Here is a 26,656-nt window from a genome sequence, read left to right as displayed (position 1 = left end):
CGGCCCCGTGACCCTCGCCCTGCGCTACGCCGCGCGCTCCGACGTCGGTCTGGTGCGCCACGACAACCAGGACTCGGCCTACGCCGGCCCGAACCTCCTGGTCGTCGCCGACGGGATGGGCGGGCACGCCGGCGGCGACATCGCCTCCAGCCTGGCGATCTCGGCCCTCGCCCCGCTGGACACCCCCGAGCACGGCCCCGACCAGGCGCTGCACGACCTGGAGGAGACCGTCGAGCGCGCCCGGCAGGACCTCGTGCACGCCTCGGAGATCGATCCCGACCTTGCCGGCATGGGCACCACCGTCACCGCCCTGCTGCGCTCGGGCAACACGCTGGCGATGGCGCACCTCGGCGACTCGCGCGCCTACCTGCTGCGCGACGGCACCCTCACGCAGGTCACCGTCGACCACACCTTCGTCCAGCACCTGGTGGACACCGGCCGGATCTCCCCGGACGAGGCGGAGACGCACCCGCAGCGCAACGTCGTGATGCGGGTCCTCGGCGACTTCGACGTCGACCTGACACCCGACATGTCCATCCGCGAGGCCCGCGCGGGAGACCGGTGGCTGCTCTGCTCCGACGGACTGTCCGGGTTCGTCCCCGTCGACCAGATCACCGAGGTCCTCGGTGAGTGCGAGTCGCCCGACGAGGCGGCCGACCTGCTCATCACCCTGGCGATGACGGCCGGCAGCACCGACAACATCACGGTCGTGGTCGCGGACCTCGTCGACGACGAGGTCGCCCCGCCGCCGGCCGACACCACCCAGGTCGTGGGCGCCGCCGCCACCGACGTCGCCGCGCCCGTCACCCGCGAGGCCGGCCCGGAGCCCGCGGCCGCCGAGGCCGCACCGGCCGCCCCCGCTCCCCATGACGAGGACGAGGAGGAGGACGAGTCGGGCGACGACGTCCGACCCCGTCGTCGCCCGTGGGTCGGCGTGCTCGTCGCGCTGCTCGTCCTGGCCGGCCTGGGGTTCGGCGGCTGGTGGGCCTACGGCTGGACGCAGGACCAGTACTACCTCGGCGTGGCCGACGGCCAGGTCGCCGTCTACCAGGGCATCCCGCAGGACGCGGGCCCGATCTCCCTGTCGCGGGCCGTCGAGGTGACGAGCACGTCCGTCGACGACCTGCCGGCCTACTGGATCGAGCGGCTCGACGGCTCGATCCGCGCCGAGTCCCTGGACGAGGCCCTGGAGCGGGCCGACCGCCTCGCCGAGGAGGCCGCACCCACGCCCGTCCCGGCCCCTTCCCCCAGCAGCTCCCCGTCACCGAGCCCCTCCGACGGGCCCAGCGCACGTCCCGACTCCTCGCCGAGCCAGGAGCCGGCGCAGGCCGCGGGGGAGGGTGACGCGTGAGCGCGGACTCCACGGTGGCGCCTCGCCAACGTCGCCCCCTGCGCCTGGCCGAGGTCTTCCTGCTCCTGCTCGCGCTCGCCGGCGGGATGGGCGGCTACGCGATGGTCGGGCTGTCGATCCGCGACGAGCTGCCCGACAGCTTCTGGTGGCGCAGCGCCCTGCTGGCCGCGACCGCGCTCGTCGCCCACCTCGTCCTGCGGTTCCGGGCACCGTGGTCGGACCAGGTGATCCTGCCCGCCGTCGTGCTGCTCAACGGCATCGGGCTGTCGATGATCTGGCGGCTGGAGATCTCCGGCGCCTCCGGCATGGCCCCGGCCGACGCCGCCGGCAACATGACGGCGTCGCTGCTGGGCGCCGTCGTCGCGTTCACGCTCCTGTGGCTGCTGCGCGACCATCGCTGGCTGCGCCGGTACACCTACATCTTCATGCTCGTCGGTCTGCTGCTGGTGTCCCTGCCGCTGATCCCCGGCCTCGGCGAGCAGATCAACGGCGCCCGCATCTGGATCTCCGTGGGCGGCTTCTCGCTGCAGCCCGCCGAGTTCGCCAAGATCGCGCTGGCCGTCTTCTTCGCGGGCTACCTCGTCGTCAACCGGGACACGCTCGCGCTGGCCGGGCCGAAGGTCCTGGGCCTGCACCTGCCGCGGCTCAGCGACCTCGGCCCGATCATGCTCGTCTGGGGCGTCTCCCTGGTGATCCTGGTCTTCCAGCGCGACCTGGGGACGTCGCTGCTGTTCTTCGGCCTCTTCGTCGCCATGCTGTACCAGGCCACCGCCCGCTCGAGCTGGATCGTGCTCGGCATGACCCTGTTCGCGGTGGGAGCGGTCTCCGCGGCCCGGCTCTTCCCGCACGTCGGCGCCCGTATCGACGTGTGGCTGCACCCCCTGGACGCCGAGCAGTACGACCGGGAGGTCGGCGGTTCGTTCCAGCTCGTCCAGGGCATGTTCTCGATGGCCAACGGCGGCCTGTTCGGCACCGGCTGGGGCGAGGGTCGCCCCTTCCAGATCCCGTACGCCTACTCGGACTTCATCTTCGCCGCCCTCGGCGAGGAGCTCGGGCTGACGGGCCTGGCCGCCATCCTGCTGACCTACCTGCTCATCGTCCAGCGCGGCTTCAAGTCCGCCCTGACGGTGCGGGACGGCTTCGGCAAGCTGCTGGCCGCCGGCCTCGCCTTCGTCATGGCCCTGCAGATCTTCGTCGTGGTCGGCGGCATCACGCGCATCATCCCGCTGACCGGCCTGACCCTGCCGTTCATGGCCCAGGGCGGTTCGTCGCTGCTGGCCAACTGGATCGTCATCGCCCTGCTGCTGCGCATCTCCGACAGCGCACGCCGCCCGTCCGACCTGCCGGTGCGCGGCCAGGTCTCGCACGAGCGCGAGCCCGTGCTCGTGGGCGCCGGTGCCGGGCCCGACGACGGCACCCCGGTGGCGGGCACCCCCGCCGTCGGCAGCCCCTCGCCGGTGCCCGACGACGGCACCCCGGCGGCCGGCACCGCACTGCCGCGCCGCAGCGTCTCCGAGCGCGACGGCGGAGGGCCCACCGGCACCACCGGTTCGTCGGACCCCACCGAACAGCTCGACCCGACCGATCCCGAGTCCCCGCGAGGAGGTGACCGCCCGTGAACACGACCGCACGTCGGCTGGCCTCCATCGTCATGGTCATGTTCCTCGCGCTGCTGGTCTCCACCACGTGGATCCAGTTCTTCGCCGCGGACTCGTTGAACAGCGACCCGCGCAACGCGCGCACGCTGTACGAGCAGTTCGGCACCGACCGCGGCCCCATCGTCGTCGGCGGCGAGGCCGTGGCGGACTCCGTCCCGGTCGACGACGAGTGGAACTACCAGCGCGAGTACACCCAGGGCCGGTTGTACGCCCCGCTGACGGGCTACTACTCGCTGGTCAGCGGCACCTCCGGCATCGAGCGGGCCGAGAACGACTTCCTCGCCGGCTCCGCCGACGCCCTGTGGGTGGACCGGCTGCGCAACCTGCTGACCGGCACGGACCCGCAGGGTTCCGCCGTCGAGCTCACCGTGGACCCGGCGGCCCAGCAGGCCGCCTGGGACGCTCTCGGCGACCAGCGGGGTGCCGTCGTCGCGCTCGAGCCCTCGACCGGCCGGATCCTGGCACTGGTCTCCAAGCCGACGTTCGACCCGAACGACCTGGCGACCCACTCGACCAAGGACGCGAACGACGCCTACCTCGAGCTGTCCAACGCCGAGGACAAGCCGCTGAACAGCCGCGCGACCGCGGAGATCTACCCCCCGGGGTCGACGTTCAAGCTGGTCACCGCCGCCGCGGCCCTCGAGAGCGGCGACTACACCGCCGACACGGTCGTCGACGCCCCCGACACGTACACCCCGCCCGGGACGGACCGCTCGATCAACAACTACGGCGGCACCTCCTGCTCGTCCTCCGGGGAGCAGAGCCTGGCCGACGCGCTGCGGATCTCCTGCAACACCGCGTTCGCCGAGCTCGGCGTCACCCTCGGCGACGAGGCCCTCCAGGAGCAGGCCGAGGCCTTCGGGTTCGGGTCCGGCATGACCGTGCCCTTCGGCACCGCCGCCAGCGTGTTCCCCGCACCCCCGATCGACCCCGCGTTCGTGGCGCAGTCCGCCATCGGGCAGTGGGACGTGGCCGCCACCCCGCTGCAGATCGCGATGGTCTCGGCCGCGATCGCCAACGACGGCGAGGTGATGGAGCCCTACTCGGTGGACCGGGTGCGCGACCAGAACCTCGACGTCGTCTCCGAGACGCGGTCCAACAGCCTGGGCCGGGCGGTCTCGACCGACACCGCCGACCAGCTCACCGACATGATGGTCGGCGTCGTCGAGGGCGGGTCCGGGACGGCGGCGCAGATCTCCGGGGTTTCGGTCGCCGGCAAGACGGGGACCGCCCAGACGACGACCGACGCACCGCCGCACACCTGGTTCACCGGGTTCGCCCCGGCCGACGACCCGCAGGTGGCGGTCGCCGTCTTCGTGGAGAACGGCGGATCGATCGGCACCTCCGAGGCCACGGGCGGTCAGGTGTCCGCACCGATCGCCCGGGTCGTCATGGAGGCGGTGCTGAACGGATGAGGCCGACCACCGGACTGTCCCTCGGGGACCGCTACCTCCTGACCCGGCGCATCGCCGTCGGGGGCATGGGCGAGGTCTGGGTCGCCGACGACAAGTACCTCGGCCGGGACGTGGCCGTGAAGGTGCTCCGCGAGGAGTACACCGGCAACGAGGACTTCCTGCGCCGTCTGCGCACGGAGGCCCGCAACAGCGCCTCGCTGTCCCACCGCAACATCGCCCAGATGTACGACTACGGCGAGCAGGACGGCGCCGGCTTCCTCGTCATGGAGCTGGTGCTGGGCGAGCCGCTGGCCGACCTGCTCGAGCGGGAGCCCGTGGTGGCGCCGCGCAAGCTGCTGCCGATCCTGTCGGCCACCGCCCGCGGCCTGCACCACGCGCACAAGGCCCAGGTGGTCCACCGCGACGTCAAGCCCGGCAACATCCTCCTCGAGCACGACGGCGGGGTGAAGATCACCGACTTCGGCGTCTCGCTGGCGGCCAACCAGGTGACGATGACCGCGACCGGCATGGTGATGGGCACGGCCCAGTACCTCTCGCCGGAGCAGGCCGTCGGGCAGGCCGCCACCCCGGCGTCCGACCTGTACGCGCTGGGCATCGTGGCCTACGAGGCGACGGCGGGGAAGCGTCCCTTCACGGGCTCGACGCCGGTCGACATCGCCGTCGCGCACGTCAACAACGCCGTGCCGCCGCTGCCGCAGGCCGTGCACCCGGGACTGGTGGACGTCATCATGCGGATGCTCGCCAAGGACCCGGGCAAGCGACCCGCCTCGGGGGCCGAGCTGGCCGACGAGCTCGACGCCCTGGCGGGCGAGATCGCCGAGGACCCCCTCGGCGCCCGGTCCCGGTCGGCGCGACGGGCGGCACGCAACGGCCGCCCGGCACCGGTACGGCACGCCCGCACCGAGGAGCCGGAGCGCACCCCGCGGGCGACCGAGCGTCGCCCGACGCCGCCGCGCCCGGAACCGGACTCCACCGGCACCTCGACGCCCGACCAGCCGGAGATGCCGGCCCGGACCCGCCGTGACCTCGGCCGCCCGCCGGTGCCGCGGACCTACCCCGCGCGGCGTGACGTGCACGGCGCGGGACGCACCACCCCCGCGCAGGGCGAACGGAACAGCGGCGCGACGCGGGCGGGCACCCGCTCGGGGGCCTCGCGCACGTCCACGACGACGGGGCGCCGGCTCGGAGCGCTCGGCCGGATGTCCTGGCCGCTGCTGGCCCTGCTCGGGCTGCTCGGGGTGCTGCTGGCGGCGACGCTCATCAGCGGCCTGACCGGTGGGGACGACGGCGAGGCGGCCGCCAGCACGACACGGCCCGCGACCCTGCGGGCGATGACCGTGACCGACTCTGGGATGATGCTCCCAGACCCGCCGCGCCCAGCCGGTGCGGCCACGACCGAGAAGGACGACTGAGTGGTGGAGAACACGCCCCGAGTACTCGCCGGCCGCTACGAGGTCGGTGAGCTCATCGGCCGTGGCGGCATGGCCGAGGTCCACATCGGCCACGACGCACGCCTCGGACGCACGGTCGCGATCAAGGTGCTGCGTTCCGACCTGGCGCGCGACCCGTCCTTCCTGGCCCGCTTCCGGCGCGAGGCGCAGTCCGCCGCCGCGCTCAACCACCCGGCGATCGTCGCGGTCTACGACACCGGGGAGGACACCTCCACCGACGCCACCGGCCAGTCGGTCCACATCCCCTTCATCGTCATGGAGTACGTCGAGGGCCACACGGTCCGCGACATCCTCGCCGACGGCGCGGCCGTGCCGATCGAGGAGGCCGTCGAGATCACGGTCGGCGTCCTCAGCGCGCTGGAGTACTCCCACCACGCGGGCATCGTGCACCGCGACATCAAGCCGGCCAACGTCATGATCACGCCCACGGGGGCCGTGAAGGTGATGGACTTCGGCATCGCGCGTGCCGTCGCCGACTCCGCCGCGACCATGACGCAGGGCCAGGGCGTCATCGGCACCGCGCAGTACCTCTCGCCGGAGCAGGCCCGTGGCGAGCAGGTGGACGCCCGCAGCGACCTGTACTCCACCGGCTGCGTGCTGTTCGAGCTGCTGACCGGACGTCCGCCGTTCATCGGCGACTCGCCGGTCGCGCTGGCCTACCAGCACGTGGGGCAGGCCGCGCAGCGCCCGAGCGAGTTCGCCAACGACGTGCCCGAGGTGCTCGACCGCATCGTGCTCACGGCCCTGACGAAGGACCGCGACCAGCGCTACTCCTCGGCCGCCGAGTTCCGCTCCGACCTGGAGGCCGCGATGCGCGGCGGCGCGATCGGCGCGCCCGCCATCGGTGCGCTGGCCGCCGGGGCCGGCGCCGGCTACGCCGCGACCCAGGTCCTCGGCGACCCCGGCTCCACCCAGGTGATGGACCCGGCCCAGCAGTCCCCGTGGGGCCCGACGGGCCTGCCCGCGGACCAGACCGCGACCGGTGCCGCGGTGCCGCCCGAGGAGGAGAAGCCGAGCCGCAAGGGCCTGATGTGGACCCTCATCGTCATCGGCGTGCTCGCGATCGCCGCGATCCTGTTCTTCCTGCTGCGCGGCGGCGACACCGCGCCGGAGACGGTCACGGTGCCCGAGCTCACCTCCGACATGAGTCCGACCGAGGCGGAACGGGCCCTGGAGGCCGTCGGGCTCGTGTTCTCCCAGCGCATCGACGAGGACTCCGACGAACCCGAGAACACCCTGACCCGGTCCGACCCGGAGTCGGGGGCCGAGGTCGAGGAGGGCTCGACCGTCCAGGTCTTCTTCTCCGGCGGTCCGGAGACCTTCGCGATGCCCGACCTCACCGGGTCCACCCTGAGCGAGGCGGAGGACCAGATCGAGGAGGCCGGTCTCGTCGTCGGGGACGTGTCGCGCGAGGCGAGCGCCGACTTCGCCGAGGACGAGGTGATCGCGACCGATCCGGGACCGCGCGAGGCCGTCGAGCCCGGCGACTCGGTCAACCTCACGGTCTCCAACGGCCAGGTCGAGCTGCCGAACCTCATCGGCCAGGAGCGCGACGCCGCGGAGCAGACGCTCGACGACCTGGGCTTGGACTCGACCATCGAGACCCAGGAGGTCGACGACCAGAACGACGTCGGGCTCGTGGTCGACCAGTCGCCCTCCGAGGGCGCGGTCGCCCAGGACACACGCGTCACGCTGACGATCGGCGAGGCGCGCGAGGTCGAGACCGTCCAGGTGCCCGACGTCGTGGGGATGTCGGCCGACGAGGCGCAGCAGGCGCTCGGGAGCCAGGCCAACCTCAACGCCGTGCAGACCACGGCGTCCTCGGCCGACTACTGCCCGGGCTTCGTCTCGGCGCAGGACCCGGCGGCGGGGACCGAGGTGGACGAGGGCTCCGAGGTCACGATCACGGTCTCGACGGGCGAGTCGGGCCAGAACTGCACCGGCGGGCCGACACCGGAGCCCGCCGATCAGCAGCCGGGGCAGGGCAACGCCGGCGGGTCGAACGACGGGTCCGACGACGGCGCCTGGCTGCCGGTGGAGCCCGACCCGACCGACTGAGCCGGCGCGAGCGTCAGGCCGTGTGCACCAGGGGTGCCATGCCGGCCGAGCGCTCCACGGCGTCGGCGTCGCCGCACACGGCCAGCCAGTTGGCGAGCAGCCGGTGACCGCCCACGGTCAGCACCGACTCGGGGTGGAACTGCACGCCGTGCAGCGGCAGGTCACGGTGCTGCAGACCCATGACCACACCGCCGGCGGTGGACCCGGTGACCTCGAGCTCGGCCGGCACCGTGTGCGGCTCGACGGCGAGCGAGTGGTACCGCGTCGCGGTGAACGGCGACCCGAGACCGGCGAGCACGCCGGTGCCCTGGTGCTCGACCTCGCTGGTCTTGCCGTGCATCAGCTCGGGAGCGTGGGAGACGGTCGCGCCGTAGACCTCGGCGAGCGCCTGGTGCCCGAGGCAGACGCCGAGCATCGGGGTCGCGGACCGCGCGCAGGCCCGGATGACGTCCTCCGACGCCCCGGCCTCCTTCGGCGTACCGGGTCCGGGCGAGACGAGGACGCCGTCGTAGACCGTGCCGTCCTCACCGAGGAAGCGGCCCTGGTCGTCGGGCTCCGGCACGGCGTCGTTGCGCACGACGGTGGTGCTCGCGCCGAGCTGGTCCAGGTAGCCGACGATCGTGTAGACGAAGGAGTCGTAGTTGTCCACGACGAGGATGGAGGTCATGGTGCGTGCGCCTCGACGGTGTTGTCGTTGATGGGGACGTACTCGGAGAACCAGGGGAAGACCCACTCGAAGCAGACCCAGACGGCCGCCACGAACAGTGCCAGGAGCAGGAGCGCGCGGAACCAGGCCGGACCGGGCAGGGCGCGCCACAGCAGGCCGTACATCATCGCACCCCCGCGTCGTCGTCGGCCACTGCCTGGATCTGGACACCGGCGTCGAGCAGCTCGGCCGGGATTCCCTCGTCCACCGGGGCCCAGTAGTCGAGCTCGGCGTGCACGATGTAGCGCTGGGCGGCCGAGTACATGGGGTGGCAGGCCGTCATCGTCAGGAAGCGCTCGGTGAGCTCCGGCAGGGGTTCGCCGGGCCGGACGCCGGGGACCGGGGAGACGACCTCGACCTGGTTCGGCCAGACGATCTGGGACGAGCTCATCCGGTACACGTACCAGGTGTTCTCGGTGCGCACGACGATCGCGTCGCCCTCCTGGAGCTCGGCGATCCGGTGGAAGGGACGTCCGTAGGTGGTGCGGTGGCCCGCCACGGCGAAGTTGCCGAGCTCGCCGGGTCCGGCGCTGTCCGGGTAGTGCCCGATCCCGAGCCGGTCCAGCACCTCGGCCTTGTCGATCCCCTCGGCGATCGGCTCGACGTAGTCGGCGCCGAACCGGGGGACGTAGAACTGTGCGAAGACCTCGGCGAAGGCCGCGTCGTCGACGGCGGGCGGCTCGTCACGGTGCTCGCCCGCCACGGCGGGCCCCTCGACGGAGCTGCCGGACGGCACCTCGACGGGGGGCTCGGGCCAGTCCAGCTCGGCGAGCACCTGGCTGTGGATGCGCTCGGCCTGGACGTCCGTCCACCACAGCTGCCACACGACGAACAGACCGAGCACGACACCGGCCGTGATGAGCAGCTCGCCGACGACGCCGATCGTCGCGCTGACCGCGCCGCCGCCGCGACGGCCGGCGTCGGCGTGCGCGTGCCTCACGAGAACACGTCCGTGCCGTCGGGCACGTCGGCGAACTGCACGTCCTGACCGCCGGACGCCGCGGGGATCTCGATGCGGTCGAGCGGCTCGGCCGCGTACCCGAGGTCGATCCAGTCCACGTAGTCCTGATAGATGGCCACGCCGGGCGAGGAGTCGAGGGCGGCCTGCAGGCGGTCCGGGTCACCCACGGCCTCGACGACGTACGGCGGGGAGAACACCTTGCCGTGCAGCAGCATGATGTTCCCCGAGCAGCGGAAGGCGCTGGTCGGCGTCACCCGTTCGCCCTGGAGCGTCATCGCCTCGGCGCCGCCCGCCCACAGGGCGTTGATGACGTGCTGCACGTCCTGCTGGTGGACGACGAGGTCGTCGGCCGTGACGTTCTCGATGGACAGGGACGACGACGGCGCGTCCTCGAGGGCGACCCGCATCCCGGGGCCCTCGACCGGCCAGGCGCCGGAGACGACGCCCTCCTCCGACCGCAGTTCGGCGGAGCGGCGCGGCACGTCTCCGGGGACCGCCTCGCTCAGCGCCTGGATCTCGGCGTCGAGGGCGGCCACCTGCTCGGTGAGCGCGTCGACGCGGTCGGCCTCCTCGGCGACGAGCGCGGACAGGTCCTCCGCGTGGCGGCTCTCGTCGCCGCTGCTGAGCTGCGCGCTGACGGTGAAGAGCACCCCGGACAGCGCGAGGACGACCGCGACGGTGATCCCGGATCGGATGCGAGATGACACAGCGGCCTCCCTTCGTCATGATCGTGCCCGGAGCAGTGCTGCTGAGCACTACGCTAGACGACGAACCGTCGTCGGCGTGCCGAGATCTCGCTCTCGGGCGTCGCACCCTCGTCCCGACAGGAGCCGACCCGTGTCCGAGAAGTCCGAGAAGCCCCAGAAGAAGTCCGCCGCCTCGGAGCCGGCGCTGCCGCAGAAGTCCTCGGCCAACCCGCGCTGGCTCGTGCCGACGATGCTGACGCTCATGCTCGCGGGCCTCGCCTGGATCGTCACCTACTACCTGACGAGCCAGAACCTCGGCCTGCCGGTGCCGGCGCTGGGCAACTGGAACCTGCTCGTCGGCTTCGTCCTCATCATCGCCGGGTTCTCGCTGACCACGCGCTGGAAGTGACCTCGCTGTACAGGTGACACGGGTGTGATTCCACACCTGTGCATATCCCTGGGGATGACGGTACGACGGTTCCTCCGACCGACGCTCAGAACAGCCCCAGCAGCCCGGCCACCGTCGGCACCGTGGAGTACTTCCAGGTCGCCGCGGCGACCAGCACCACGCCGACGGCGGTCGGCAGCGCCCAGCCCACGAGGCGCTGCCGCTCGCGCGGGGCCAGCGCGTACCCGGCGCCGATGACCAGACCGACGGCGAGGCCGCCGAGGTGCGCCTGCCACGCGATGTTCGGCACGAACAGCGGCAGGGCCATGTTGATGACGATGAGCACGACGATCTGCCCGGCGTTCTTCCCCAGCCGTCGCAGCACGGGGATGATCGCGCCGAAGAGGCCGAAGACGGCCCCGGAGGCGCCGACCACCCCGATGAACCAGCTGTCCTGCGTCGGGTCCGCGAGCAGCAGCACGCCCACCTGCCCGCCGACGGCGGCCAGCACGTACAGCGCGATGAAGCGACCGCGCCCGAACGCCTGCTCGAGGAATGGTCCCACGAGCCACAGCGCGTACATGTTGAACAGGATGTGCAGCGGGGTCGTGGAGTGCAGGAACGCCGCGGTGAGGAACCGCCACGGCTCCACCTGACCGGTGGCGGGGGAGAACGCCCACTCCTGGGTCCAGGCGCCGCCGGTGGCGAGCTGCAGGATCCAGCTCACCGCGCACAGCCCGATGATCGTCAGCGTGACGACCGGCCGGCCGCCCCGCACCGTGGCCCCGAAGACCGTCCGGGCGCTGCGCGTGCTGCGCTGCGCGCTGGCCACGCAGTCGACGCACTGGACGCCGACCGCGGCCGGGCGCTGGCACTCCGGGCAGGCCGGACGGCCGCAGCGCTGGCAGCGCACGTACGACACCCGGTCGGGGTGCCGCGGACAGACCGGGGGCGCGTCGGTCGGAGGACCCGACGACGGGTGCGGCGGCGTGCTGATGGTCGGGCTCCTCAGTCCTCGATCGTCACGCTCTGGATGACGACGTCCTCGACAGGACGGTCGCCGGGACGCGTCGCGGTGGAGTTGACGGCGTCGACCACCGCGCGGGACTCGTCGTCGGCCACCTCGCCGAAGATGGTGTGCTTGCCGTTGAGCCACGGCGTCTCGGCGGTGGTGATGAAGAACTGGGAGCCGTTGGTGCCCTCGACCGCGCCGGTCACGGGGTTGCGGCGCTTGCCGGCGTTGGCCATGGCGAGCAGGTACTTGCGGTCGAACGACAGCTCCGGGTGGATCTCGTCGTCGAAGGTGTAGCCGGGGCCGCCGGTGCCGGTGCCCAGGGGGTCGCCGCCCTGGATCATGAAGTTCTCGATGACACGGTGGAAGATGACGCCGTCGTAGAGCGGGTCGTTGCGCTCGGCGCCCGTCCGCGGGTCGGTCCACGTCGTCGTGCCCCGGGCGAGACCGACGAAGTTCGCGACGGTCTTCGGCGCGTGGTTCGGCAGCAGTTCGAGGCGGATGTCACCGGCGGAGGTGTGGAGGGTTGCGAACATGGGACCCATCATGTCACCACCGCGCGAACTGGGACATCACCTGGCGTGTGACGCTGCGCGCGACTACCAGGGGTGGCAGAGTGGGGCCATGGTGCAGACTCCGAAGATCGACCCCGCCAAGGTGAAGGACTCCACCGCGGAGGTCGCGGCCGCGCTCGTCGGCGCGGGCGCCCGCGCCGCGGACAGCGCCAAGGATGCCGCCGGTCAGGCCAAGGACTGGGCCGGACCTCGTGCCGACGCCTTCCTCGAGTGGCTCCGGCCTCGCGTCGAGAAGGCATGGAACGACAGCGTCCAGGCTGCGGCACCCCGCGTGGAGGACGCGGCCGGCAAGGCCGGACCCCTCATCGACACCGCCCACGACAAGCTCGTCGACGACTATCTCCCGCAGCTCGTCACCGCCTTCAACGCGGCGGCCGCCAAGGCTGCGGCCACCGCCGACGAGGCCAGCAAGGCCGCGAAGCAGGCGGCGAAGTCCGCCGAGAAGTCGGCACGCAAGGCCCAGCGCCGGTCCAGCCGCCGCAAGGCGTTCGGCTGGACCGTGGTCATCGGTGGCCTGACCGCCGTCGGGTACGCGTTCTACCGCCGGGCCCAGCCGCAGAACGACCCCTGGGCCGAGCCGTGGGAGCAGTCCTCGACGCCGGACTTCGACGGCGTCGCGCGCGACGCACGGCACGCCGTCGGTGACGCGGCCGAGGCGGTCGGCGAGGCCGCCGGCTCCGCCGTCGCCAAGGGCAAGGAGGCCGTCTCCGAGGCGCGCGAGAAGGCGTCCTCGCGGACCGCGAAGTCGCGCCAGAAGGCGGGCGAGGCGGCCGAGGAGACCGGTGACGCCGCCGAGAAGGCCGGCGAGGCGGCGGCGGACGCTGCCGAGGACGCCAAGAACTCGGCCGGCCAGGCCTCCCCGGCCGACGACAAGAAGGAGTAGTCGGACCCGGACAGCGTCCGACGCACGAGAGCCCCCGTCCGCGGTGGACGGGGGCTCTCGTGCGTGCAGGGCCGTGGTCAGGGCGGCTGCGGCAGCCGCGCCGTCCGGCCGCCGTCGGCGACCATCACCGCCCCGGTGATGAAGGCCGAGCGTGTATCGGCGAGGAAGACGACGAGGTCGCCGATGTCGGTGCTCCGCCCGGTCCGGCCCACGGGGTGCAGCCCGTCCAGCGACCGGCGCGCGGCCGCGGGGTCGGGCATGGAGTCCAGGTACGTCTCGCTGAGGTCGGAGGAGATCCACCCCGGGGCGACCGCGTTGCAGCGGATGCCGTCCGCCCCCAGGTCCACGGCCAGCGCTCTCGACTGCGGCGGGGATCGCTGTCGGGTCGCTGAGGTCGGCCGCGATCCCGGTCACCCGGGGGGTGCGCCGCGAGCTCGGCGTCCAGCGCTCGGCGCTGCAGGACCACCACGTGGGCGCCCTCCTCGACGAAGCGGTCGACGATGCCGCGACCGATGCCGCGACCTCCGCCCGTGATCACCGCGAGCGTGCCGTCCAGTTCCATCGGTCCTCCTCTCGGCGGCGGACGGTCGGTCCGCCGTCCGTGCGTCGGGTCGGTCGAGCGCGTCGGCGATGGGGGAGACGCTCGCGGTCAGGTGGTCACGCACGGCCGCCCGACCCGCAGGACCTGCACATCCGGCTGACCCTCGACAGGGAGGCGATGCAAGACTCCTCGACGCCGCACATGGTCTTCGGCGTCGGGGTGTTCCGCAACCCGCCGGTGGGGCTGCATGAGGGCGACGAGGTCGCCGTCGAGATCGAGGGCATCGGCCGGCTCGCCAACCGTGTCCGCCTCGTGCCCTGACCGGCGGCCGGCAGCACGGGACCGGAAACACGTCGTGCCCCCGCCGAGACGGCGGAGGCACGAGGTGGTGGGACGGGGTGGAGCCAAGGGGACTCGAACCCCTAACCCCCTGCTTGCAAAGCAGGTGCGCTACCAATTGCGCCATGGCCCCTGGGGGTCATCAGTCGAGTGAGTCGGTGACCTCGGTCCACAGGTCACGGTCCGCGGCGTCCTCGGAGAGGCGGCGCCAGACCAGATAGCCGGCGACCGCGGCCAGCACGGCGACGATGATCTTCTTCAACATGGACCTCCTCGTCGACCGTGGAGTGGGGCTAGGAGGACTTGAACCTCCGACCTCTTCCTTATCAGGGAAGCGCTCTAACCGTCTGAGCTATAGCCCCTCGCGGCACGCTCTCGGAGAGGGCGTGCAGCACGGAACATTACCGTACGGGCCCCACCGGCCCCAAACCGGAACCGGGCCCGGTGGGTGTGACGTCCGTCGCCCGGTGCGGCCCGGTCGTCACTCGTCCGTCAGGGTCAGGTGCACACCGCCGACGAGCGCGGCGGTGATGTTGTACAGCATCGCCATGATGGTCGCGATGGCCGTGAACAGCACCACGTTGACCAGGGCGATCAGCGTCGCCAGGGAGACGGTGCGCTCGAGCTGCACGATCTGCGTGATGTCGACCGCCTGAGGGCCCAGCGTGCTGATGAGGAAGTCCTGCACGGTCGCGAAGGTGCCGACGGAGTTGAGCGAGTACCAGACGACGGCCGTCGCGACCACGGTCATGATCCCGATCGCCACCGAGAGCAGGAACGCCAGCTTCATGATCGACCACGGGTCGATGCGCGACACGGACAGCCGCACGCGGCGCGGGCTGCCGAGGCCCTCCGCCGCGACGGCCGGCTGCGCACCCGTCTGGGGCGAACCGTCGCCGGAGAGCGGCACCTGCTGGGCGCTGCCGTGCACGCCGCCGGCCGAGTAGTGCATCTCCGGGCGCGGCCCCGACGACGTCGCGTCCGGGGGCGGCGGCGGCGCGGACGAGCTCGTGCCGGCCGTCGAGCCGCCCGGCTGCGTGCCGCCCGGGGTGGCACCGGAGGCGGCCGACCCGGCGGACTGCACCTTCTTCGCGGCGGTGCGGGCGGCGGCCAGCGCGGCCGCGGCCGCCTTCACGGCACCGTTCTTGGCCGCGCCCGAGGTCTCGGTCCCGTGCTTCGGCGATTCCTCGTCCGAGGGCGCGACGGCGTCACCGTCGGACGAGGCAGCGTCGGACGAAGCCTCGGCGGAGGAGGACCACGCCGCACCGTTCGTGGGCGCCTCGGCGGCGCTCTCGTCCCGGGGCTCGGGCTCGGCGGATGCGGGCTGCGCCGGTGCAGGCTGCGCCGGAGCGGGCCGCTCGGACCCGGTGGACCGGTCCGTCGTCTCGGACACCGGCGTGATGGGCTGGGTGCTGTCAGCAGGCGCGGACAGGGGAGTGCCCGCCTGCGACGTCGTCTTCTGGCTCGCCATCAGATGTTCCCGTCCCCGGTCTCGTCCTGCTCCGGCGTGCTCGCCGTCGCCTCCTCGGCCGGCTCGACGTCGTCGGCCGGTTGTTCCACGCTAACCGACTCGGCCTCCGCGCGACGCTCGACGTTCCGCGCGACGGCGATGATCCGGTCGCCCTTGTCCGGCTTTGCGAAGGTCACGCCCTGGGTCGTGCGTCCGGTCAGGTTCACCTCGTCGACGCGGGAGCGGACGATCTTGCCCTTGGACATGATCACCAGCACCTCGGTGTCGGGCTCGGTGACGAGCGCACCGACGAGGTCGCCGCGCGCCTCGACGAGGTTCGCGACCTTGATGCCGTAACCGTTGCGGCCCTGGAGGCGGTACTCGTCGATGCGGGTGCGCTTGGCGAACCCGCCCTCGGTGACGACGAACAGGTCGGTCTCCGGCTCGACGACGTCGGCCACGAGCAGCTCGTCGTCCGCGCGGAACTTCATGCCCGTCACGCCCGAGGTGGCGCGTCCCATCGGGCGCAGCGTGTCGTCGTCGGCCGCGAACCGGATGGACTGCCCCTTGCGCGAGACGAGGATCAGCTCGTCGTCGGCGTCGACCAGCCGGGCGGACACGAGCTCGTCCGGCGTGCCGTCGTCGTCCGTGCGCAGGTTGATGGCGATGAGCCCGCCGCTGCGCGGGGAGTCGTAGTCGCCCAGGCGGGTCTTCTTCACCAGGCCGCGGCGGGTGGCGAGCACCAGGTACTCCGCGTCGTCGTAGTCCCGCAGGGCCAGGACCTGCGCGATCTGCTCGCCCGGCTGGAACGCCAGCAGGTTGGCGACGTGCTGACCCTTGGCGTCGCGCGCACCCTCGGGGATCTCGTACCCCTTGGCGCGGTACACGCGGCCGGCGTCGGTGAAGAACAGCAGCCAGTGGTGCGTCGTCGTGACGAAGAAGTGGTCGACGATGTCGTCCTCGCGCAGCTGCGCGCCCCGGATCCCCTTGCCGCCGCGACGCTGGGCCCGGTAGGAGTCCGTCCGCGTGCGCTTGGCGTAGCCGCCGCGGGTGATCGTGACGACCACGTCCTCCTCGGGGATGAGGTCCTCGACCGACATGTCGCCGTCGAAGGGCAGGATGTGGGTCCGGCGCTCGTCGCCCCAGCGCTCGACGACGGCGTCCAGCTCCTCGCCGACGATCGACCGCTGCCGCTCGGGCCGGGCCAGGATGTCCTGGTAGTCGATGATCTGCGCCTGGAGCTTCGCGTGCTCCTCGAGGATCTGCTGCCGCTCCAGGGCCGCGAGCCGGCGGAGCTGGAGAGCCAGGATCGCGCTGGCCTGCTGCTCGTCGATGTCGAGCAGGTCCATCAGCCCGGTCCGCGCCTGGTCGGCGTCGGGCGAGCGACGGATGAGGGCGATGACCTCGTCGAGGGCGTCCAGGGCCTTGAGGTAGCCCTCGTAGATGTGGATCTTGTCCTGCGCCTCGCGCAGCAGGTACTCGGTGCGGCGCCGTACGACCTCGATCTGGTGGGTGGTCCAGTGCCGCACGAAGGCGTCGAGGCTGAGCGTGCGGGGGACGTCGTCGACCAGCGCCAGCATGTTGGCGCTGAAGTTCTCCTGCAGCGAGGTGTGCTTGTACAGGTTGTTCAGCACGACCTTCGCGACGGCGTCGCGCTTGAGCACGATGACGAGGCGCTGACCCGTGCGGCCCGAGGTCTCGTCGCGGATGTCCGCGATGCCGGCGATCCGGCCGTCGTTGACCAGGTCGGCGATCTTCGTGGCCAGGTTGTCGGGGTTGACCTGGTACGGCAGCTCGGTGATGACCAGGCAGATCCGGTTCTGGATCTCCTCGACGTTCACCACGGCGCGCATCGTGATCGAGCCGCGCCCCGTGCGGTAGGCCTCCTCGATGCCGGACGTACCGAGGATCTGGGCACCGGTGGGGAAGTCGGGGCCCTTGATGCGCTGCATCAGCGCGGCGAGCAGCTCCTCCTTGGAGGCGTCCGGGTGCTCGAGGTGCCACTGCACGCCCGCGGCGACCTCGCGCAGGTTGTGCGGCGGGATGTTGGTCGCCATGCCGACGGCGATGCCGGCCGAACCGTTGACCAGGAGGTTCGGGATCCGCGACGGCAGGACCGTGGGCTCCTGGGTGCGCCCGTCGTAGTTGTCCTGGAAGTCGACGGTGTCCTTCTCGATGTCCCGCACCATCTCCAGCGCGAGCGGGTCCATCTTGCACTCGGTGTACCGCGGGGCGGCCGCCGGGTCGTTGCCGGGGGAGCCGAAGTTCCCCTGGCCGGCCACCAACGGGTAGCGCATCGACCAGTCCTGCACGAGGCGGACCAGGGCGTCGTAGATCGCCGTGTCACCGTGCGGGTGGTACTTGCCCATGACGTCGCCGACGACGCGAGAGCACTTGGAGAACGACCGGTCCGGCCGGTAGCCGCCGTCGTACATCGCGTAGAGCACGCGCCGGTGCACCGGCTTGAGCCCGTCGCGCACGTCGGGCAGCGCGCGACCGACGATGACGCTCATCGCGTAGTCGAGGTAGCTGCGCTGCATCTCGAGCTGCAGGTCGACCTGCTCGATGCGTCCGTGCGCGACCGCCGCCAGGGCCTCCGGGCTGCCGCCGTCGATACCGTCGGTCATGTCCGGGCCGGGGGTCTCGTCCGTCACCGTGAATCCGTTCCTTCCTGCGCCGCCGGGGCGCTGGTCCTGCCTCGATCATCCGATGTACAGAACCCAGATTCGTTCTGTACGCGCCGTCGCCGGCTCAGATATCGAGGAACCGGACGTCCTTGGCGTTGCGCTGGATGAAGCTGCGGCGGGACTCGACGTCCTCGCCCATGAGCACCGAGAAGATCTCGTCCGCCGCGGCCGCGTCGTCCATCGTGACCTGCAGCAACGTCCGGTGCTCCGGGTCCATGGTGGTGTCCCAGAGCTCGGAGTAGTCCATCTCGCCCAGACCCTTGTAGCGCTGGATCCCGTTGTCCTTCGGGATCCGCTTGCCGGCCGCGATGCCCTGCTCGAGGAAGGCGTCACGCTCCCGGTCCGAGTACACGTAGTCGTGCGGGGCGTTCGACCACTTCAGCCGGTACAGCGGGGGCTGGGCCAGGTAGACGTGCCCGTGCTCGATGAGCGGGCGCATGTACCGGAACAGCAGCGTCAGCAGCAGGGTGCAGATGTGCTGGCCGTCGACGTCGGCGTCGGCCATGAGCACGATCCTGTGGTACCGCAGCTTGGTGATGTCGAAGTCCTCGCCGATACCGGTGCCGAACGCCGTGATGAGCGCCTGGACCTCGTTGTTGGACAGCGCCTTGTCCAGGCGTGCCCGCTCGACGTTGAGGATCTTGCCGCGGATCGGCAGGATCGCCTGGTGGTGCGGGTCGCGGCCGCGCACGGCCGAACCGCCGGCGGAGTCGCCCTCGACGATGTAGATCTCGCACTCGTCCGGGCGGTTCGACTGGCAGTCCTTGAGCTTGCCGGGCATGCCGCCCGAGCTGAGGATCCCCTTGCGCCGGGTCGCCTCGCGCGCCTTGCGGGCGGCGATACGCGCCTGCGACGCCGAGATCGCCTTGCGGATGATGTCGCGGCCCTCGTTGGGGTGCGCGTCGAACCAGTCCGTCAGCCGCTCGCGCACGATGCGCTGCACGAAGGTCTTGGCCTCGGTGTTGCCGAGCTTCGTCTTCGTCTGGCCCTCGAACTGCGGCTCGGACAGCTTCACGCTGAGCACCGCGGTGAGACCCTCGCGGATGTCGTCGCCCGTGAGGTTCTCGTCCTTGTCCTTGAGGATCGCCTTGTCCCGGGCGTAGGAGTTCACGAGGCTCGTCAGCGCCGCGCGGAAGCCCTCCTCGTGGGTGCCGCCCTCGGTGGTGGAGATCGTGTTGGCGAAGGTGTGGACGGACTCGCTGAACGCCGTCGTCCACTGCATCGCGATCTCGACCGAGACCTTGAGGTCGGTGTCCTCGGCCTCCAGGTCGATGATCTCGGGGTGGATGATCTCGGCCTTCTTGGCCGTGTTGATGTGCGCGACGTAGTCCCGCAGCCCGCCGTCGTACTTGTACGTCACGGTGCGCACCGCACCCGAGGCGGACTCGGAGTCGTGCACCTCGTCGTCCGGCGAGGAGGCGGCGTCCTGGCCGTCGGTGGCGTCGGCACCCTCGAGGGCGGCCACGACGGCGCGCGAGTCGAGCGCGCCGGTCACCTCGTCGGGACCCGAGACGTGCTCGGTGCGCTCGTCGGTCAGCGTGATGCGCAGGCCCTTGTTGAGGAACGCCATCTGCTGGAACCGGGCGCGGAGCGTCTCGAAGTCGTAGTCCGTGGTCTCGAAGATCGCCGGGTCGGCCCAGAACGTCTGCGTGGTGCCGGTGCGGTCGGTCTCGCCGAGGCGCCGCAGCTCGCCCACCGGGGCGCCGCCGTCGGCGAACTCCTGGCGCCACGCGAAGCCGTCGCGCTCGACCTCGGTGACCACGCGGCTGGACAGCGCGTTCACCACCGAGATGCCCACCCCGTGCAGGCCACCGGAGACGGCGTAGCCGCCACCGCCGAACTTGCCGCCGGCGTGCAGGATCGTCATGACGACCTCGACGGTGGGACGCCCCTCGGTGGGGTGCATGGCCACCGGGATGCCGCGGCCGTTGTCCGTCACCCGCACACCGCCGTCGGCCAGCAGGGTCACGTCGATCCGGTCGGCGTGCCCCGCCAGGGCCTCGTCCACCGAGTTGTCCACGACCTCGTAGACCAGGTGGTGCAGACCGCGTTCACCCGTCGACCCGATGTACATGCCGGGTCGCTTGCGGACGGCCTCGAGTCCCTCGAGGACGGTGATGTTCCCGGCGTCGTAACCGCCGTCGGATCGCTGAGCCACAGGCTGGAGCACTCCTCGTCGTCCATGCACGCGACAGGTCGACCCGGGTGGTGCCCGGGCTGCAGCACACAGGAGTGACGCGCGGGGCGCCGGCTGCGGGTCGGTGCTCGTCCATCCCGGGACACCTCACGACCCGAGCAGCCGACGACCGGCCCGAGGGCCGGTCGCACGCCGTTGACACGAGCCCGGGAGGCGGCCCGGGAACATCTGGTCAGTCTACCGTGAAAGCGCAAGAATTCGCGGGTTCTGCCCGCCGGAGCGTGTGGGTTCTCCCACGTTGTCCACAGGCCTTGTCCACATCGGTGGTTGCCCGGGCGATCTGTCGCGCGTCGTCGTCAGCCGAAGGTGTCGCCGGGGCCCGGTCCGCGCACCGTCCGGCGTCCGCGGCGGAAGCTCGGACCCGACGGCCCGAGCACCGTGACCTGCTCCACGACGCCCTCGCCGACCTCCTCGGCCAGCCGCCGCAGGAGCGTGGGGACGAGCAGGCGCACCTGGGTGGCCCACGCGGTCGAGTCGGTGCGGACGACGAGCACCTTGTCCTCGAAGGTCTCCGGCGTGCAGTGGTCCGCCACCTGGTCGCCGACGATCTCGCGCCAGCGTCCGACGACGCCGCCCACCGAGACCTCGGCCGTCCAGCCCTTGTCCCGCAGCAGCCGGGACACGACGTCGGACATCAGCCGCGGGTCCCGGGCGTTGGGTCCCCGGCCCGGGTCCTTGCGCGGCTCCGCCAGCGGTGAGCGGCGCGACGGGGAGCCCGGACGCAGCCCCTTCGCCCGCGCGGCCGCCTTGGCACGGTTCAGGGCCTCGCGGGCGACCTCGGACGGCGGCGTCAGCTCCGTGCGGTCGACGACCGGCCGGGGGTCGCGGCGGCGCGGCCCCTCGGTCTCGTCCGGACCCTCGCCGCCGGGCGCAGCCGGGCCGTCGGGCCCGTGCTCAGACACGGACGACCTGCCCGTCGCCGACCTCGAACCGGGCGCCCAGCAGCCGGTCCGGCACGTCCTGCGGGACCGCCGCCGTGACGAGCACCTGCCGCGCCTCGGCCACCAGCTCGGCCAGGCGCTCCCGCCGCCGCACGTCCAGCTCGGCGAAGACGTCGTCGAGGATCAGCACCGGGTCCGCGTCCGAGCCGTGGTCGGGATCCCAGAACACGTCGTCCGGCGCGGACGGCTCGGCCCCGCCGCCGAGCAGACGGAAGGCCGCCAGCCGCAGCGCCAGCGCGAACGACCACGACTCGCCGTGGCTCGCGTAGCCCTTCGCCGGGAGCCCGCCGAGCACGAGCTCCAGGTCGTCCCGGTGCGGACCCACGAGGCTCTGGCCGCGCTCGATCTCGGCCGGGCGCCGCTCCTCGATCACCGCCAGCATCAGCTTCTCCAGGTCCTCCGCCGCCGTGGGCGGTCCGCCGGGCTCAGCTGGCCCGTCGGGCTCAGCAGGCTCAGCGGGCGAGCCCTCGCCGTCGGGGGCCGACGGCGGCACCGCCGCGCCGCCGTCGGGCACCACCGTGGAGCGGTAGACGAGCTCGGCGGCGCTGTCGGCGTCGCTGACCTGCTCGTACGCGGTGGCGACGACGGGCTGCAGCGCGCGCACGAGCGCGGTGCGCCAGGCGAGGACCTGCCCGCCGAGCTGCGCCAGGCGCCCGTCCCACACCTCCAGGGTGGAGGTGTCCACGTCGCGGCCCGCCGCACGGTGACCCCGCAACGACTTCAGCAGGGCGGACCGCTGCCGCAGGACCCGCTCGTAGTCGGCCAGCACGCCGGCGGCGCGGGGGAGGAGCTGCACCACGAGCTGGTCCAGGAAGCGACGCCGGCCGTCGGGGTCGCCCTTGACCAGGGCCAGGTCCTCCGGGGCGAACAGCACCGTGCGCAGGATCCCCAGCACGTCGCGCGCACGGCCGAGCTGACCACGGTTGATGCGGGCCCGGTTCGCCTTGCCGGCGGTGATCTCGAGCTCCACGGTCGAGGCGCGGTCCCCGCGGACGACCCGCGTGCGCACGACGGCCCGCTGGGCCCCCGCACGGATCAGCGGGGTGTCGTTCGCGACCCGGTGGCTGCCGAGGGTCGCCACGTAGCCCACGGCCTCGACGAGGTTCGTCTTGCCCCGCCCGTTGCGACCCACGAACGCGTTCGGTCCGGGCTCGAGCTCGACGTCGACGGACTCGTAGGACCGGAAGTCGAGCAGGGACAGGTGCGAGACGTACATGACTCCAGTGTGGCGGGCCTACTCGGCGGACGGCTTGGTGGCGTGACCGCCGAACTGCTGGCGCAGCGCCGCGACCGCCTTCATCGCCGGCGACTCCTCCTGGCGCGAGGAGAACCGCGCGAACAGGGCCGCGGAGATCACCGGCAGGGGCACGGCGTTGTCGATCGCCTCGTCGACGGTCCAGCGGCCCTCGCCGGAGTCCGCGACCCAGTCGTCGATCGCGTCGAAGCGCGGGTCGTCCTCGAGGGCCCGGACCATGAGCTCGAGCAGCCAGGACCGCACGACGGTGCCGCGCTGCCAGGCCCGCATCGTGCCGTGCACGTCGGTGACGATGTCCTTGGCGGCGAGCATCTCGTAGCCCTCGGCGTAGGCCTGCATGAGGCCGTACTCGATGCCGTTGTGGACCATCTTGGCGAAGTGGCCGGCACCCACGGGGCCGGCGTGCACGAAGCCCTCCTCGCGCGGGCCCTCGGGGCGCAGCGCGTCGAAGACGGGCATGAGGAACGCGACGTCGGCGTCGGACCCGCCGCACATCAGGCCGTAGCCGTTCTCCAGGCCCCACACGCCGCCGGAGACCCCGACGTCGACGTACCCGACGCCACGCTCGGCGAGCTCGGCGGCCCGCTCCTGGTCGTCGGGGTAGTGGGAGTTGCCGCCCTCGATGACGACGTCGCCCTCGTCGAGCAGACCCGCGAGCGCGCTGACGACCTCCCGCGTCGGCTCCCCGGCGGGCACCATGACCCACACGACGCGACGCGGCCCGGGCAGGGCCTGGACGAGCTCGGCCAGCGAGCCGACGTCCGAGACCTCCGGGCGCGGGTCGTACCCCGTCACCCCGATCCCGGCGCGGCGCAGGCGCTCGCGCATGTTGTCGCCCATCTTGCCCAGACCGACGAGACCCATGTGGGTGACCATGTGGATAACCTCCGGAAGTGCGGTCGGTGCGAGCGTACGGGCTGGGTGCGCGCGGCGCGCGAGGAGTCGCCCCGGGCCCTGCCGCGGGCGACCGGGGGCGGTCCCGTCAGCAGGTCAGGAGGAGAAGCGGATCGGCACCAGCAGGTAGCGGTACTCCGAGGAGTCCTCGCCGTCCAGCGACTCCTGCCCGGTGAACTCCACCGGCTTGTTCGGGTGCGTGAACGACATCCGCACGAAGTCCGTCCCCAGGGCGCCGAGCCCGTCGAGCAGGAACTGCGGGTTGAACGCCACCTGGATGTCCTCGCCGACCAGCACGGCCTCGAGGGCCTCGGACGCCTGCGCGTCGTCGCCCTGGCCCGCGTCGAGGACGACCTGGCCCTCGGAGAACGCCAGCCGGATCGGGGTGTTGCGCTCGGCGACCAGGGAGACGCGCTTGGCCGCGTCGATGAGCGCCTGCGTCGGCACGACGGCGTGGATCGGCGTGGCGTCCGGGAACAGACGCCGGACCGCCGGGTAGTCCCCGTCCACGAGCTGGGAGGTCGTATGGCGTCCGCCGGCCTCGAACCCGATGAGGTCCACGCCCTCCCCGGTGGACAACCCGATGTTCACCAGGCCGCCGCCCGAGCCGAGCGACTTCGCGACGTCGTTGAGGGTCCGGGCACGGACGAGCGCCACCGAGCTGAACCCCGGTGTGGCCGGCGTCCAGGTCAGCTCGCGCAGGGCGAGCCGGTAGCGGTCCGTGGCCAGCAGCGTGATGCGCTCGCCCTCGATCTCCATGCGGACGCCGGTCAGCAGCGGCAGCGTGTCGTCGCGGCTGGCGGCGACGCTGACCTGCGCGACCGCGTGGGTCAGGGCGTCCCCGGCGACCGTGCCGGACAGCTCCGGCATGGCGGGCAGCGCGGGGTAGTCCTCGACCGGCATGGTCAGCAGCGTGAAGCGGGAGGCTCCGCAGGTCAGCACGACCTTGTTGCCCTCGACGGTCACGTCGACCGGCTTGTTGGGCAGGGCGCGCGAGATCTCGGCGAGCAGGCGGCCCGAGACGAGCACCGTGCCGGCCTCGGAGACCTCGGCGGCGATCTCGGACCGTGCCGAGACCTCGTAGTCGAAGCTCGCGAGCACGATGGAGCCGGACGCGTCGGCCTCGATGCGCACACCGGCCAGGACCGGGGCGGGCGGGCGCGTGGGCAGGGTGCGGGCCGTCCAGGTCACGGCCTCGGCCAGGACGTCGCGCTCGACGCGGAACTTCATCCCACTCCTCGGAGCTCTCGTGCGGTGCGCGGACGGTGGTGTCTCGGCTGGTGCGGGCCGAACCGTCCGTGACCGAACACTACCGTGCCCCGGCCTGTCGGGCCGCTGGTCCCGGAACGGCCGCACAGGCCATGAAGGCGGGTGGGTCATCTGGAGGGAAGAACACGTTCATCGTCGTCATCGGGGTTGTGGATTCTGTTGACGGACGACGTCTTCGCAGGTCAGAGCGCTCAGAAGGGTGTGGAGGCGGTTGGGGGCGAACCTGTGGGCAACTCCGGCGCCCTGGGGACGGCGGTCTGCGTCCCCACAGGCGTCCACCGTTCGCCGCTCGTTCATCCACCAGCCGCACGGCGTGTTCCACAGGCGTCCACAGGTTCGTCCACACGTGTGTGCCGGCCATCGGGCCGTGCGGGCGCAGTTGTCCACCGCAGGGGTCCACAGGATGGGGACGGAGCGGGCGATACGGCGCCATACCGGGCACGGACCTGTGGGTAAGCCTGTGCATCCGAGTTTTCCACACATGTCCACAGGCTTGTGGACATGTGGATCAGCCGCGGTGCTGCTGCTTGATCCGGCTGGTGAGCTCGGTGACCTGGTTGTAGGTCGAGCGTCGCTCGGCCATCTGGCCGGCGATCTTCTTGTTCGCGTGCATGACCGTGGTGTGGTCGCGGCCGCCGAACTGCTGCCCGATCTTGGGCAGCGACAGGTCGGTCAGCTCACGGCACAGGTACATGGCGATCTGCCGGGCCGTCACCAGCACCCGGGACCGGGACGAGCCGCACAGGTCGTCGATCGTCAGGCCGAAGTACGCCGCCGTCTGGGCGATGACGACGGCCGGCGTGATCTCGGTGGCCTGGTCGTCGTCGGTGATGAGGTCCTTGAGGACGATCTCGGCCAGCGCGAGGTCGACCTGCTGCTTGTTGAGGTTCGCGAAGGCGGTGACCCGGATCAGGGCGCCCTCGAGCTCGCGGATGTTGGTCGAGATGCGTGAGCCGATGTAGCTGAGGACGTCGGCCGGCACGTCCAGGCGTTCGCTGGCGGCCTTCTTGCGCAGGATCGCGATCCGGGTCTCGAGGTCCGGCGGCTGGACGTCGGTGATGAGTCCCCACTCGAACCGCGAGCGGAGACGGTCCTCGAACCCGTCGAGCTGCTTGGGCGGCACGTCGGAGGTGATGACCACCTGCTTGTCCGCGTTGTGCAGCGCGTTGAAGGTGTGGAAGAACTCCTCCATCGTCTGTTCCTTGCCCTGCAGGAACTGGATGTCGTCGATGAGCAGGACGTCCACGTCCCGGTAGCGCCGCTGGAACGCCCCCGTGCGGCCCTCACCGATGGAGTTGATGAAGTCGTTGGTGAACTCCTCGGAGTTTACGTACCGCACCCGCACGTGCGGGTAGAGGTTGTTGGCGTAGTGGCCGATGGCGTGCAGCAGGTGGGTCTTGCCCAGTCCGGAGTCGCCGTAGATGAACAGCGGGTTGTAGGCCTTGGCCGGGGCCTCGGCGACGGCCACCGCGGCCGCGTGGGCGAACCGGTTGGAGGAGCCGATGACGAACGACTCGAAGATGTACTTCGGGTTCAGACGCGTCGGCTCGCTGTCCGCGGGACGCTCGTCGGGCAGCCGGCCCGGGGGAGGGCCGGGCGGCGTCGGCTCGGGCTCGTGGGCGCTGGGCGGCGGCGTGTAGTCCTGGGCGGGGCCGGTGAGGGCCTCGTGGCTCAGCTCCGGGTCGACGGTGATGCCGAACCGGGTGTCGCGACCGAGCGTCGCCGACATCGCGGACATGAGCTGGTCGCGCACGCTCGTCTCGAGGTACGCGCGGGTCTGCTCGTGGGGCACCGCGATGAACACGGTGTCGTCGAGGATGGCCATCGGCTTGGCCAGCTTGATGAAGGCGAGCTGGCGTGCGGTCATGTCGGGCCGCGCCTCGAGGGTCGCCAACGTCTGGTTCCAGACGTCGGTGATGTTCTCGTCAGGCTGGGGCAC

At 71.9% G+C, this 26,656-nt stretch carries 24 protein-coding genes, 2 tRNA genes and 1 pseudogene; 8 read left to right on the top strand and 19 right to left on the bottom strand.

Annotated features, from left to right (window positions below; all coding sequences use genetic code 11):
* The first annotated feature begins 7 nt into the window (after positions 1 to 7).
* The 5 genes from PO879_RS00135 to pknB are packed head-to-tail and all read left to right on the top strand — an operon-like array spanning position 8 to position 7,933.
* Positions 8 to 1,351, top strand: a complete 1,344-nt coding sequence (locus PO879_RS00135; RefSeq protein WP_278235920.1) for a PP2C family serine/threonine-protein phosphatase — start codon at positions 8 to 10, stop codon at positions 1,349 to 1,351.
* Entirely contained in the window at positions 1,348 to 2,970 is a 1,623-nt protein-coding gene (locus PO879_RS00130) for an FtsW/RodA/SpoVE family cell cycle protein (protein WP_278235919.1), read from the top strand. The genes PO879_RS00135 and PO879_RS00130 overlap by 4 nt, the downstream gene beginning before the upstream one ends.
* Entirely contained in the window at positions 2,967 to 4,424 is a 1,458-nt protein-coding gene (locus PO879_RS00125; protein ID WP_278235918.1) for a penicillin-binding protein 2, read from the top strand. The genes PO879_RS00130 and PO879_RS00125 overlap by 4 nt, the downstream gene beginning before the upstream one ends.
* On the top strand, positions 4,421 to 5,836 hold the full coding sequence (locus PO879_RS00120) for a serine/threonine-protein kinase (RefSeq protein ID WP_278235917.1): 1,416 nt from the start codon (positions 4,421 to 4,423) through the stop codon (positions 5,834 to 5,836). The genes PO879_RS00125 and PO879_RS00120 overlap by 4 nt, the downstream gene beginning before the upstream one ends.
* Before the next feature lie 3 nt (positions 5,837 to 5,839).
* The gene (pknB, locus tag PO879_RS00115) at positions 5,840 to 7,933 is read left to right on the top strand and encodes a Stk1 family PASTA domain-containing Ser/Thr kinase (protein WP_278235916.1); all 2,094 of its coding nucleotides are present in this window, start codon (positions 5,840 to 5,842) and stop codon (positions 7,931 to 7,933) included.
* 13 nt (positions 7,934 to 7,946) lie between these two features.
* Here the strand turns inward: pknB and PO879_RS00110 are convergent, their stop codons facing one another.
* The 4 genes from PO879_RS00110 to PO879_RS00095 are packed head-to-tail and all read right to left on the bottom strand — an operon-like array spanning position 7,947 to position 10,307.
* A complete protein-coding gene (locus PO879_RS00110; protein WP_278235915.1) occupies positions 7,947 to 8,600 on the bottom strand; it encodes an aminodeoxychorismate/anthranilate synthase component II in 654 nt (217 codons plus the stop codon).
* Positions 8,597 to 8,767, bottom strand: a complete 171-nt coding sequence (locus PO879_RS00105) for a hypothetical protein (RefSeq protein ID WP_278237581.1) — start codon at positions 8,765 to 8,767, stop codon at positions 8,597 to 8,599. Before PO879_RS00105 ends, PO879_RS00110 begins: the two co-directional genes overlap by 4 nt.
* Positions 8,764 to 9,579, bottom strand: a complete 816-nt coding sequence (locus tag PO879_RS00100) for a class E sortase (protein ID WP_278235914.1) — start codon at positions 9,577 to 9,579, stop codon at positions 8,764 to 8,766. Before PO879_RS00100 ends, PO879_RS00105 begins: the two co-directional genes overlap by 4 nt.
* Positions 9,576 to 10,307, bottom strand: coding sequence for a DUF881 domain-containing protein (locus tag PO879_RS00095; protein WP_278235913.1), 732 nt, complete (start codon positions 10,305 to 10,307; stop codon positions 9,576 to 9,578). Before PO879_RS00095 ends, PO879_RS00100 begins: the two co-directional genes overlap by 4 nt.
* Before the next feature lie 130 nt (positions 10,308 to 10,437).
* Here PO879_RS00095 and PO879_RS00090 point away from each other — a divergent pair, with 130 nt between their 5' ends.
* Positions 10,438 to 10,695, top strand: a complete 258-nt coding sequence (locus PO879_RS00090) for a cell division protein CrgA (protein ID WP_278235912.1) — start codon at positions 10,438 to 10,440, stop codon at positions 10,693 to 10,695.
* 85 nt (positions 10,696 to 10,780) lie between these two features.
* Here the strand turns inward: PO879_RS00090 and PO879_RS00085 are convergent, their stop codons facing one another.
* Both PO879_RS00085 and PO879_RS00080 read right to left on the bottom strand, forming a co-directional pair.
* Entirely contained in the window at positions 10,781 to 11,596 is an 816-nt protein-coding gene (locus PO879_RS00085) for a rhomboid family intramembrane serine protease (protein ID WP_278235911.1), read from the bottom strand.
* An 86-nt stretch (positions 11,597 to 11,682) separates the two neighbouring features.
* Positions 11,683 to 12,222 (bottom strand): peptidylprolyl isomerase, encoded by a 540-nt coding sequence (locus PO879_RS00080; protein WP_278235910.1) that lies wholly within the window; start codon positions 12,220 to 12,222, stop codon positions 11,683 to 11,685.
* Between the two features lie 88 nt (positions 12,223 to 12,310).
* Between PO879_RS00080 and PO879_RS00075 the strand changes: the two genes are divergently transcribed.
* Positions 12,311 to 13,144 (top strand): hypothetical protein, encoded by an 834-nt coding sequence (locus tag PO879_RS00075; RefSeq protein WP_278235909.1) that lies wholly within the window; start codon positions 12,311 to 12,313, stop codon positions 13,142 to 13,144.
* Between the two features lie 77 nt (positions 13,145 to 13,221).
* Here the strand turns inward: PO879_RS00075 and PO879_RS00070 are convergent, their stop codons facing one another.
* Entirely contained in the window at positions 13,222 to 13,491 is a 270-nt protein-coding gene (locus PO879_RS00070) for an SDR family oxidoreductase (protein WP_278235908.1), read from the bottom strand.
* A gap of 135 nt (positions 13,492 to 13,626) precedes the next feature.
* Positions 13,627 to 13,706: pseudogene (locus tag PO879_RS00065) on the bottom strand (short-chain dehydrogenase); the annotation flags it as partial.
* 156 nt (positions 13,707 to 13,862) lie between these two features.
* Between PO879_RS00065 and PO879_RS00060 the strand changes: the two are divergent.
* On the top strand, positions 13,863 to 14,006 hold the full coding sequence (locus tag PO879_RS00060) for a fumarylacetoacetate hydrolase family protein (RefSeq protein ID WP_278235907.1): 144 nt from the start codon (positions 13,863 to 13,865) through the stop codon (positions 14,004 to 14,006).
* 78 nt (positions 14,007 to 14,084) lie between these two features.
* Here the strand turns inward: PO879_RS00060 and PO879_RS00055 are convergent.
* The 11 genes from PO879_RS00055 to dnaA form a co-directional block, all read right to left on the bottom strand.
* Positions 14,085 to 14,157, bottom strand: a tRNA-Ala gene (locus tag PO879_RS00055).
* A 9-nt stretch (positions 14,158 to 14,166) separates the two neighbouring features.
* Positions 14,167 to 14,286: a DLW-39 family protein gene (locus PO879_RS00050; RefSeq protein ID WP_278237578.1), complete on the bottom strand. Its 120-nt coding sequence runs from the start codon at positions 14,284 to 14,286 to the stop codon at positions 14,167 to 14,169.
* Between the two features lie 26 nt (positions 14,287 to 14,312).
* Positions 14,313 to 14,386: transfer RNA gene (locus tag PO879_RS00045), tRNA-Ile, on the bottom strand.
* Positions 14,387 to 14,505: 119 nt separating this feature from the next.
* Positions 14,506 to 15,495 carry a DUF3566 domain-containing protein gene (locus tag PO879_RS00040; protein ID WP_278235906.1) on the bottom strand — a complete coding sequence of 330 codons (990 nt, stop codon included), beginning with the start codon at positions 15,493 to 15,495 and terminating at the stop codon, positions 14,506 to 14,508.
* Entirely contained in the window at positions 15,495 to 18,101 is a 2,607-nt protein-coding gene (gene gyrA / locus PO879_RS00035) for a DNA gyrase subunit A (protein ID WP_278237577.1), read from the bottom strand. The genes PO879_RS00040 and gyrA overlap by 1 nt, the downstream gene beginning before the upstream one ends.
* A 124-nt stretch (positions 18,102 to 18,225) precedes the next feature.
* Positions 18,226 to 20,319: a DNA topoisomerase (ATP-hydrolyzing) subunit B gene (gene gyrB, locus PO879_RS00030; RefSeq protein ID WP_278235905.1), complete on the bottom strand. Its 2,094-nt coding sequence runs from the start codon at positions 20,317 to 20,319 to the stop codon at positions 18,226 to 18,228.
* Positions 20,320 to 20,654: 335 nt separating this feature from the next.
* Complete coding sequence (locus PO879_RS00025; RefSeq protein WP_347568606.1) at positions 20,655 to 21,260, bottom strand: DciA family protein; 606 nt, start codon at positions 21,258 to 21,260, stop codon at positions 20,655 to 20,657.
* On the bottom strand, positions 21,253 to 22,515 hold the full coding sequence (gene recF / locus PO879_RS00020; protein WP_278235904.1) for a DNA replication/repair protein RecF: 1,263 nt from the start codon (positions 22,513 to 22,515) through the stop codon (positions 21,253 to 21,255). The genes PO879_RS00025 and recF overlap by 8 nt, the downstream gene beginning before the upstream one ends.
* 18 nt (positions 22,516 to 22,533) lie before the next feature.
* Positions 22,534 to 23,430: a phosphogluconate dehydrogenase (NAD(+)-dependent, decarboxylating) gene (gene gnd, locus PO879_RS00015; protein WP_278235903.1), complete on the bottom strand. Its 897-nt coding sequence runs from the start codon at positions 23,428 to 23,430 to the stop codon at positions 22,534 to 22,536.
* A gap of 114 nt (positions 23,431 to 23,544) precedes the next feature.
* On the bottom strand, positions 23,545 to 24,678 hold the full coding sequence (dnaN, locus tag PO879_RS00010) for a DNA polymerase III subunit beta (RefSeq protein ID WP_278235902.1): 1,134 nt from the start codon (positions 24,676 to 24,678) through the stop codon (positions 23,545 to 23,547).
* A gap of 547 nt (positions 24,679 to 25,225) precedes the next feature.
* Positions 25,226 to 26,656 carry a chromosomal replication initiator protein DnaA gene (gene dnaA, locus PO879_RS00005; protein WP_278235901.1) on the bottom strand — a complete coding sequence of 477 codons (1,431 nt, stop codon included), beginning with the start codon at positions 26,654 to 26,656 and terminating at the stop codon, positions 25,226 to 25,228.

It is taken from the genome of Isoptericola sp. AK164 (genome assembly GCF_029643425.1).
In the GTDB taxonomy this organism is placed as follows: domain Bacteria; phylum Actinomycetota; class Actinomycetes; order Actinomycetales; family Cellulomonadaceae; genus Isoptericola; species Isoptericola haloaureus.
The sequence above is the reverse complement of the archived record's forward strand: the minus strand, read 5'-3'. Positions and strand labels throughout refer to the sequence as shown.

Bases quoted from the DNA above. Each gene is read 5' to 3' on its own strand.
- PO879_RS00120 (WP_278235917.1), top strand. From the start codon at position 4,421: ATGAGGCCGACCACCGGACTGTCCCTCGGGGACCGCTACCTCCTGACC.
- PO879_RS00110 (WP_278235915.1), bottom strand. From the start codon at position 8,600: ATGACCTCCATCCTCGTCGTGGACAACTACGACTCCTTCGTCTACACG.
- PO879_RS00105 (WP_278237581.1), bottom strand. From the start codon at position 8,767: ATGATGTACGGCCTGCTGTGGCGCGCCCTGCCCGGTCCGGCCTGGTTC.
- PO879_RS00080 (WP_278235910.1), bottom strand. From the start codon at position 12,222: ATGTTCGCAACCCTCCACACCTCCGCCGGTGACATCCGCCTCGAACTG.
- PO879_RS00075 (WP_278235909.1), top strand. From the start codon at position 12,311: ATGGTGCAGACTCCGAAGATCGACCCCGCCAAGGTGAAGGACTCCACC.
- PO879_RS00060 (WP_278235907.1), top strand. From the start codon at position 13,863: ATGCAAGACTCCTCGACGCCGCACATGGTCTTCGGCGTCGGGGTGTTC.
- PO879_RS00040 (WP_278235906.1), bottom strand. From the start codon at position 15,495: ATGGCGAGCCAGAAGACGACGTCGCAGGCGGGCACTCCCCTGTCCGCG.
- gyrA (WP_278237577.1), bottom strand. From the start codon at position 18,101: ATGACCGACGGTATCGACGGCGGCAGCCCGGAGGCCCTGGCGGCGGTC.
- recF (WP_278235904.1), bottom strand. From the start codon at position 22,515: ATGTACGTCTCGCACCTGTCCCTGCTCGACTTCCGGTCCTACGAGTCC.
- gnd (WP_278235903.1), bottom strand. From the start codon at position 23,430: ATGGTCACCCACATGGGTCTCGTCGGTCTGGGCAAGATGGGCGACAAC.
- dnaN (WP_278235902.1), bottom strand. From the start codon at position 24,678: ATGAAGTTCCGCGTCGAGCGCGACGTCCTGGCCGAGGCCGTGACCTGG.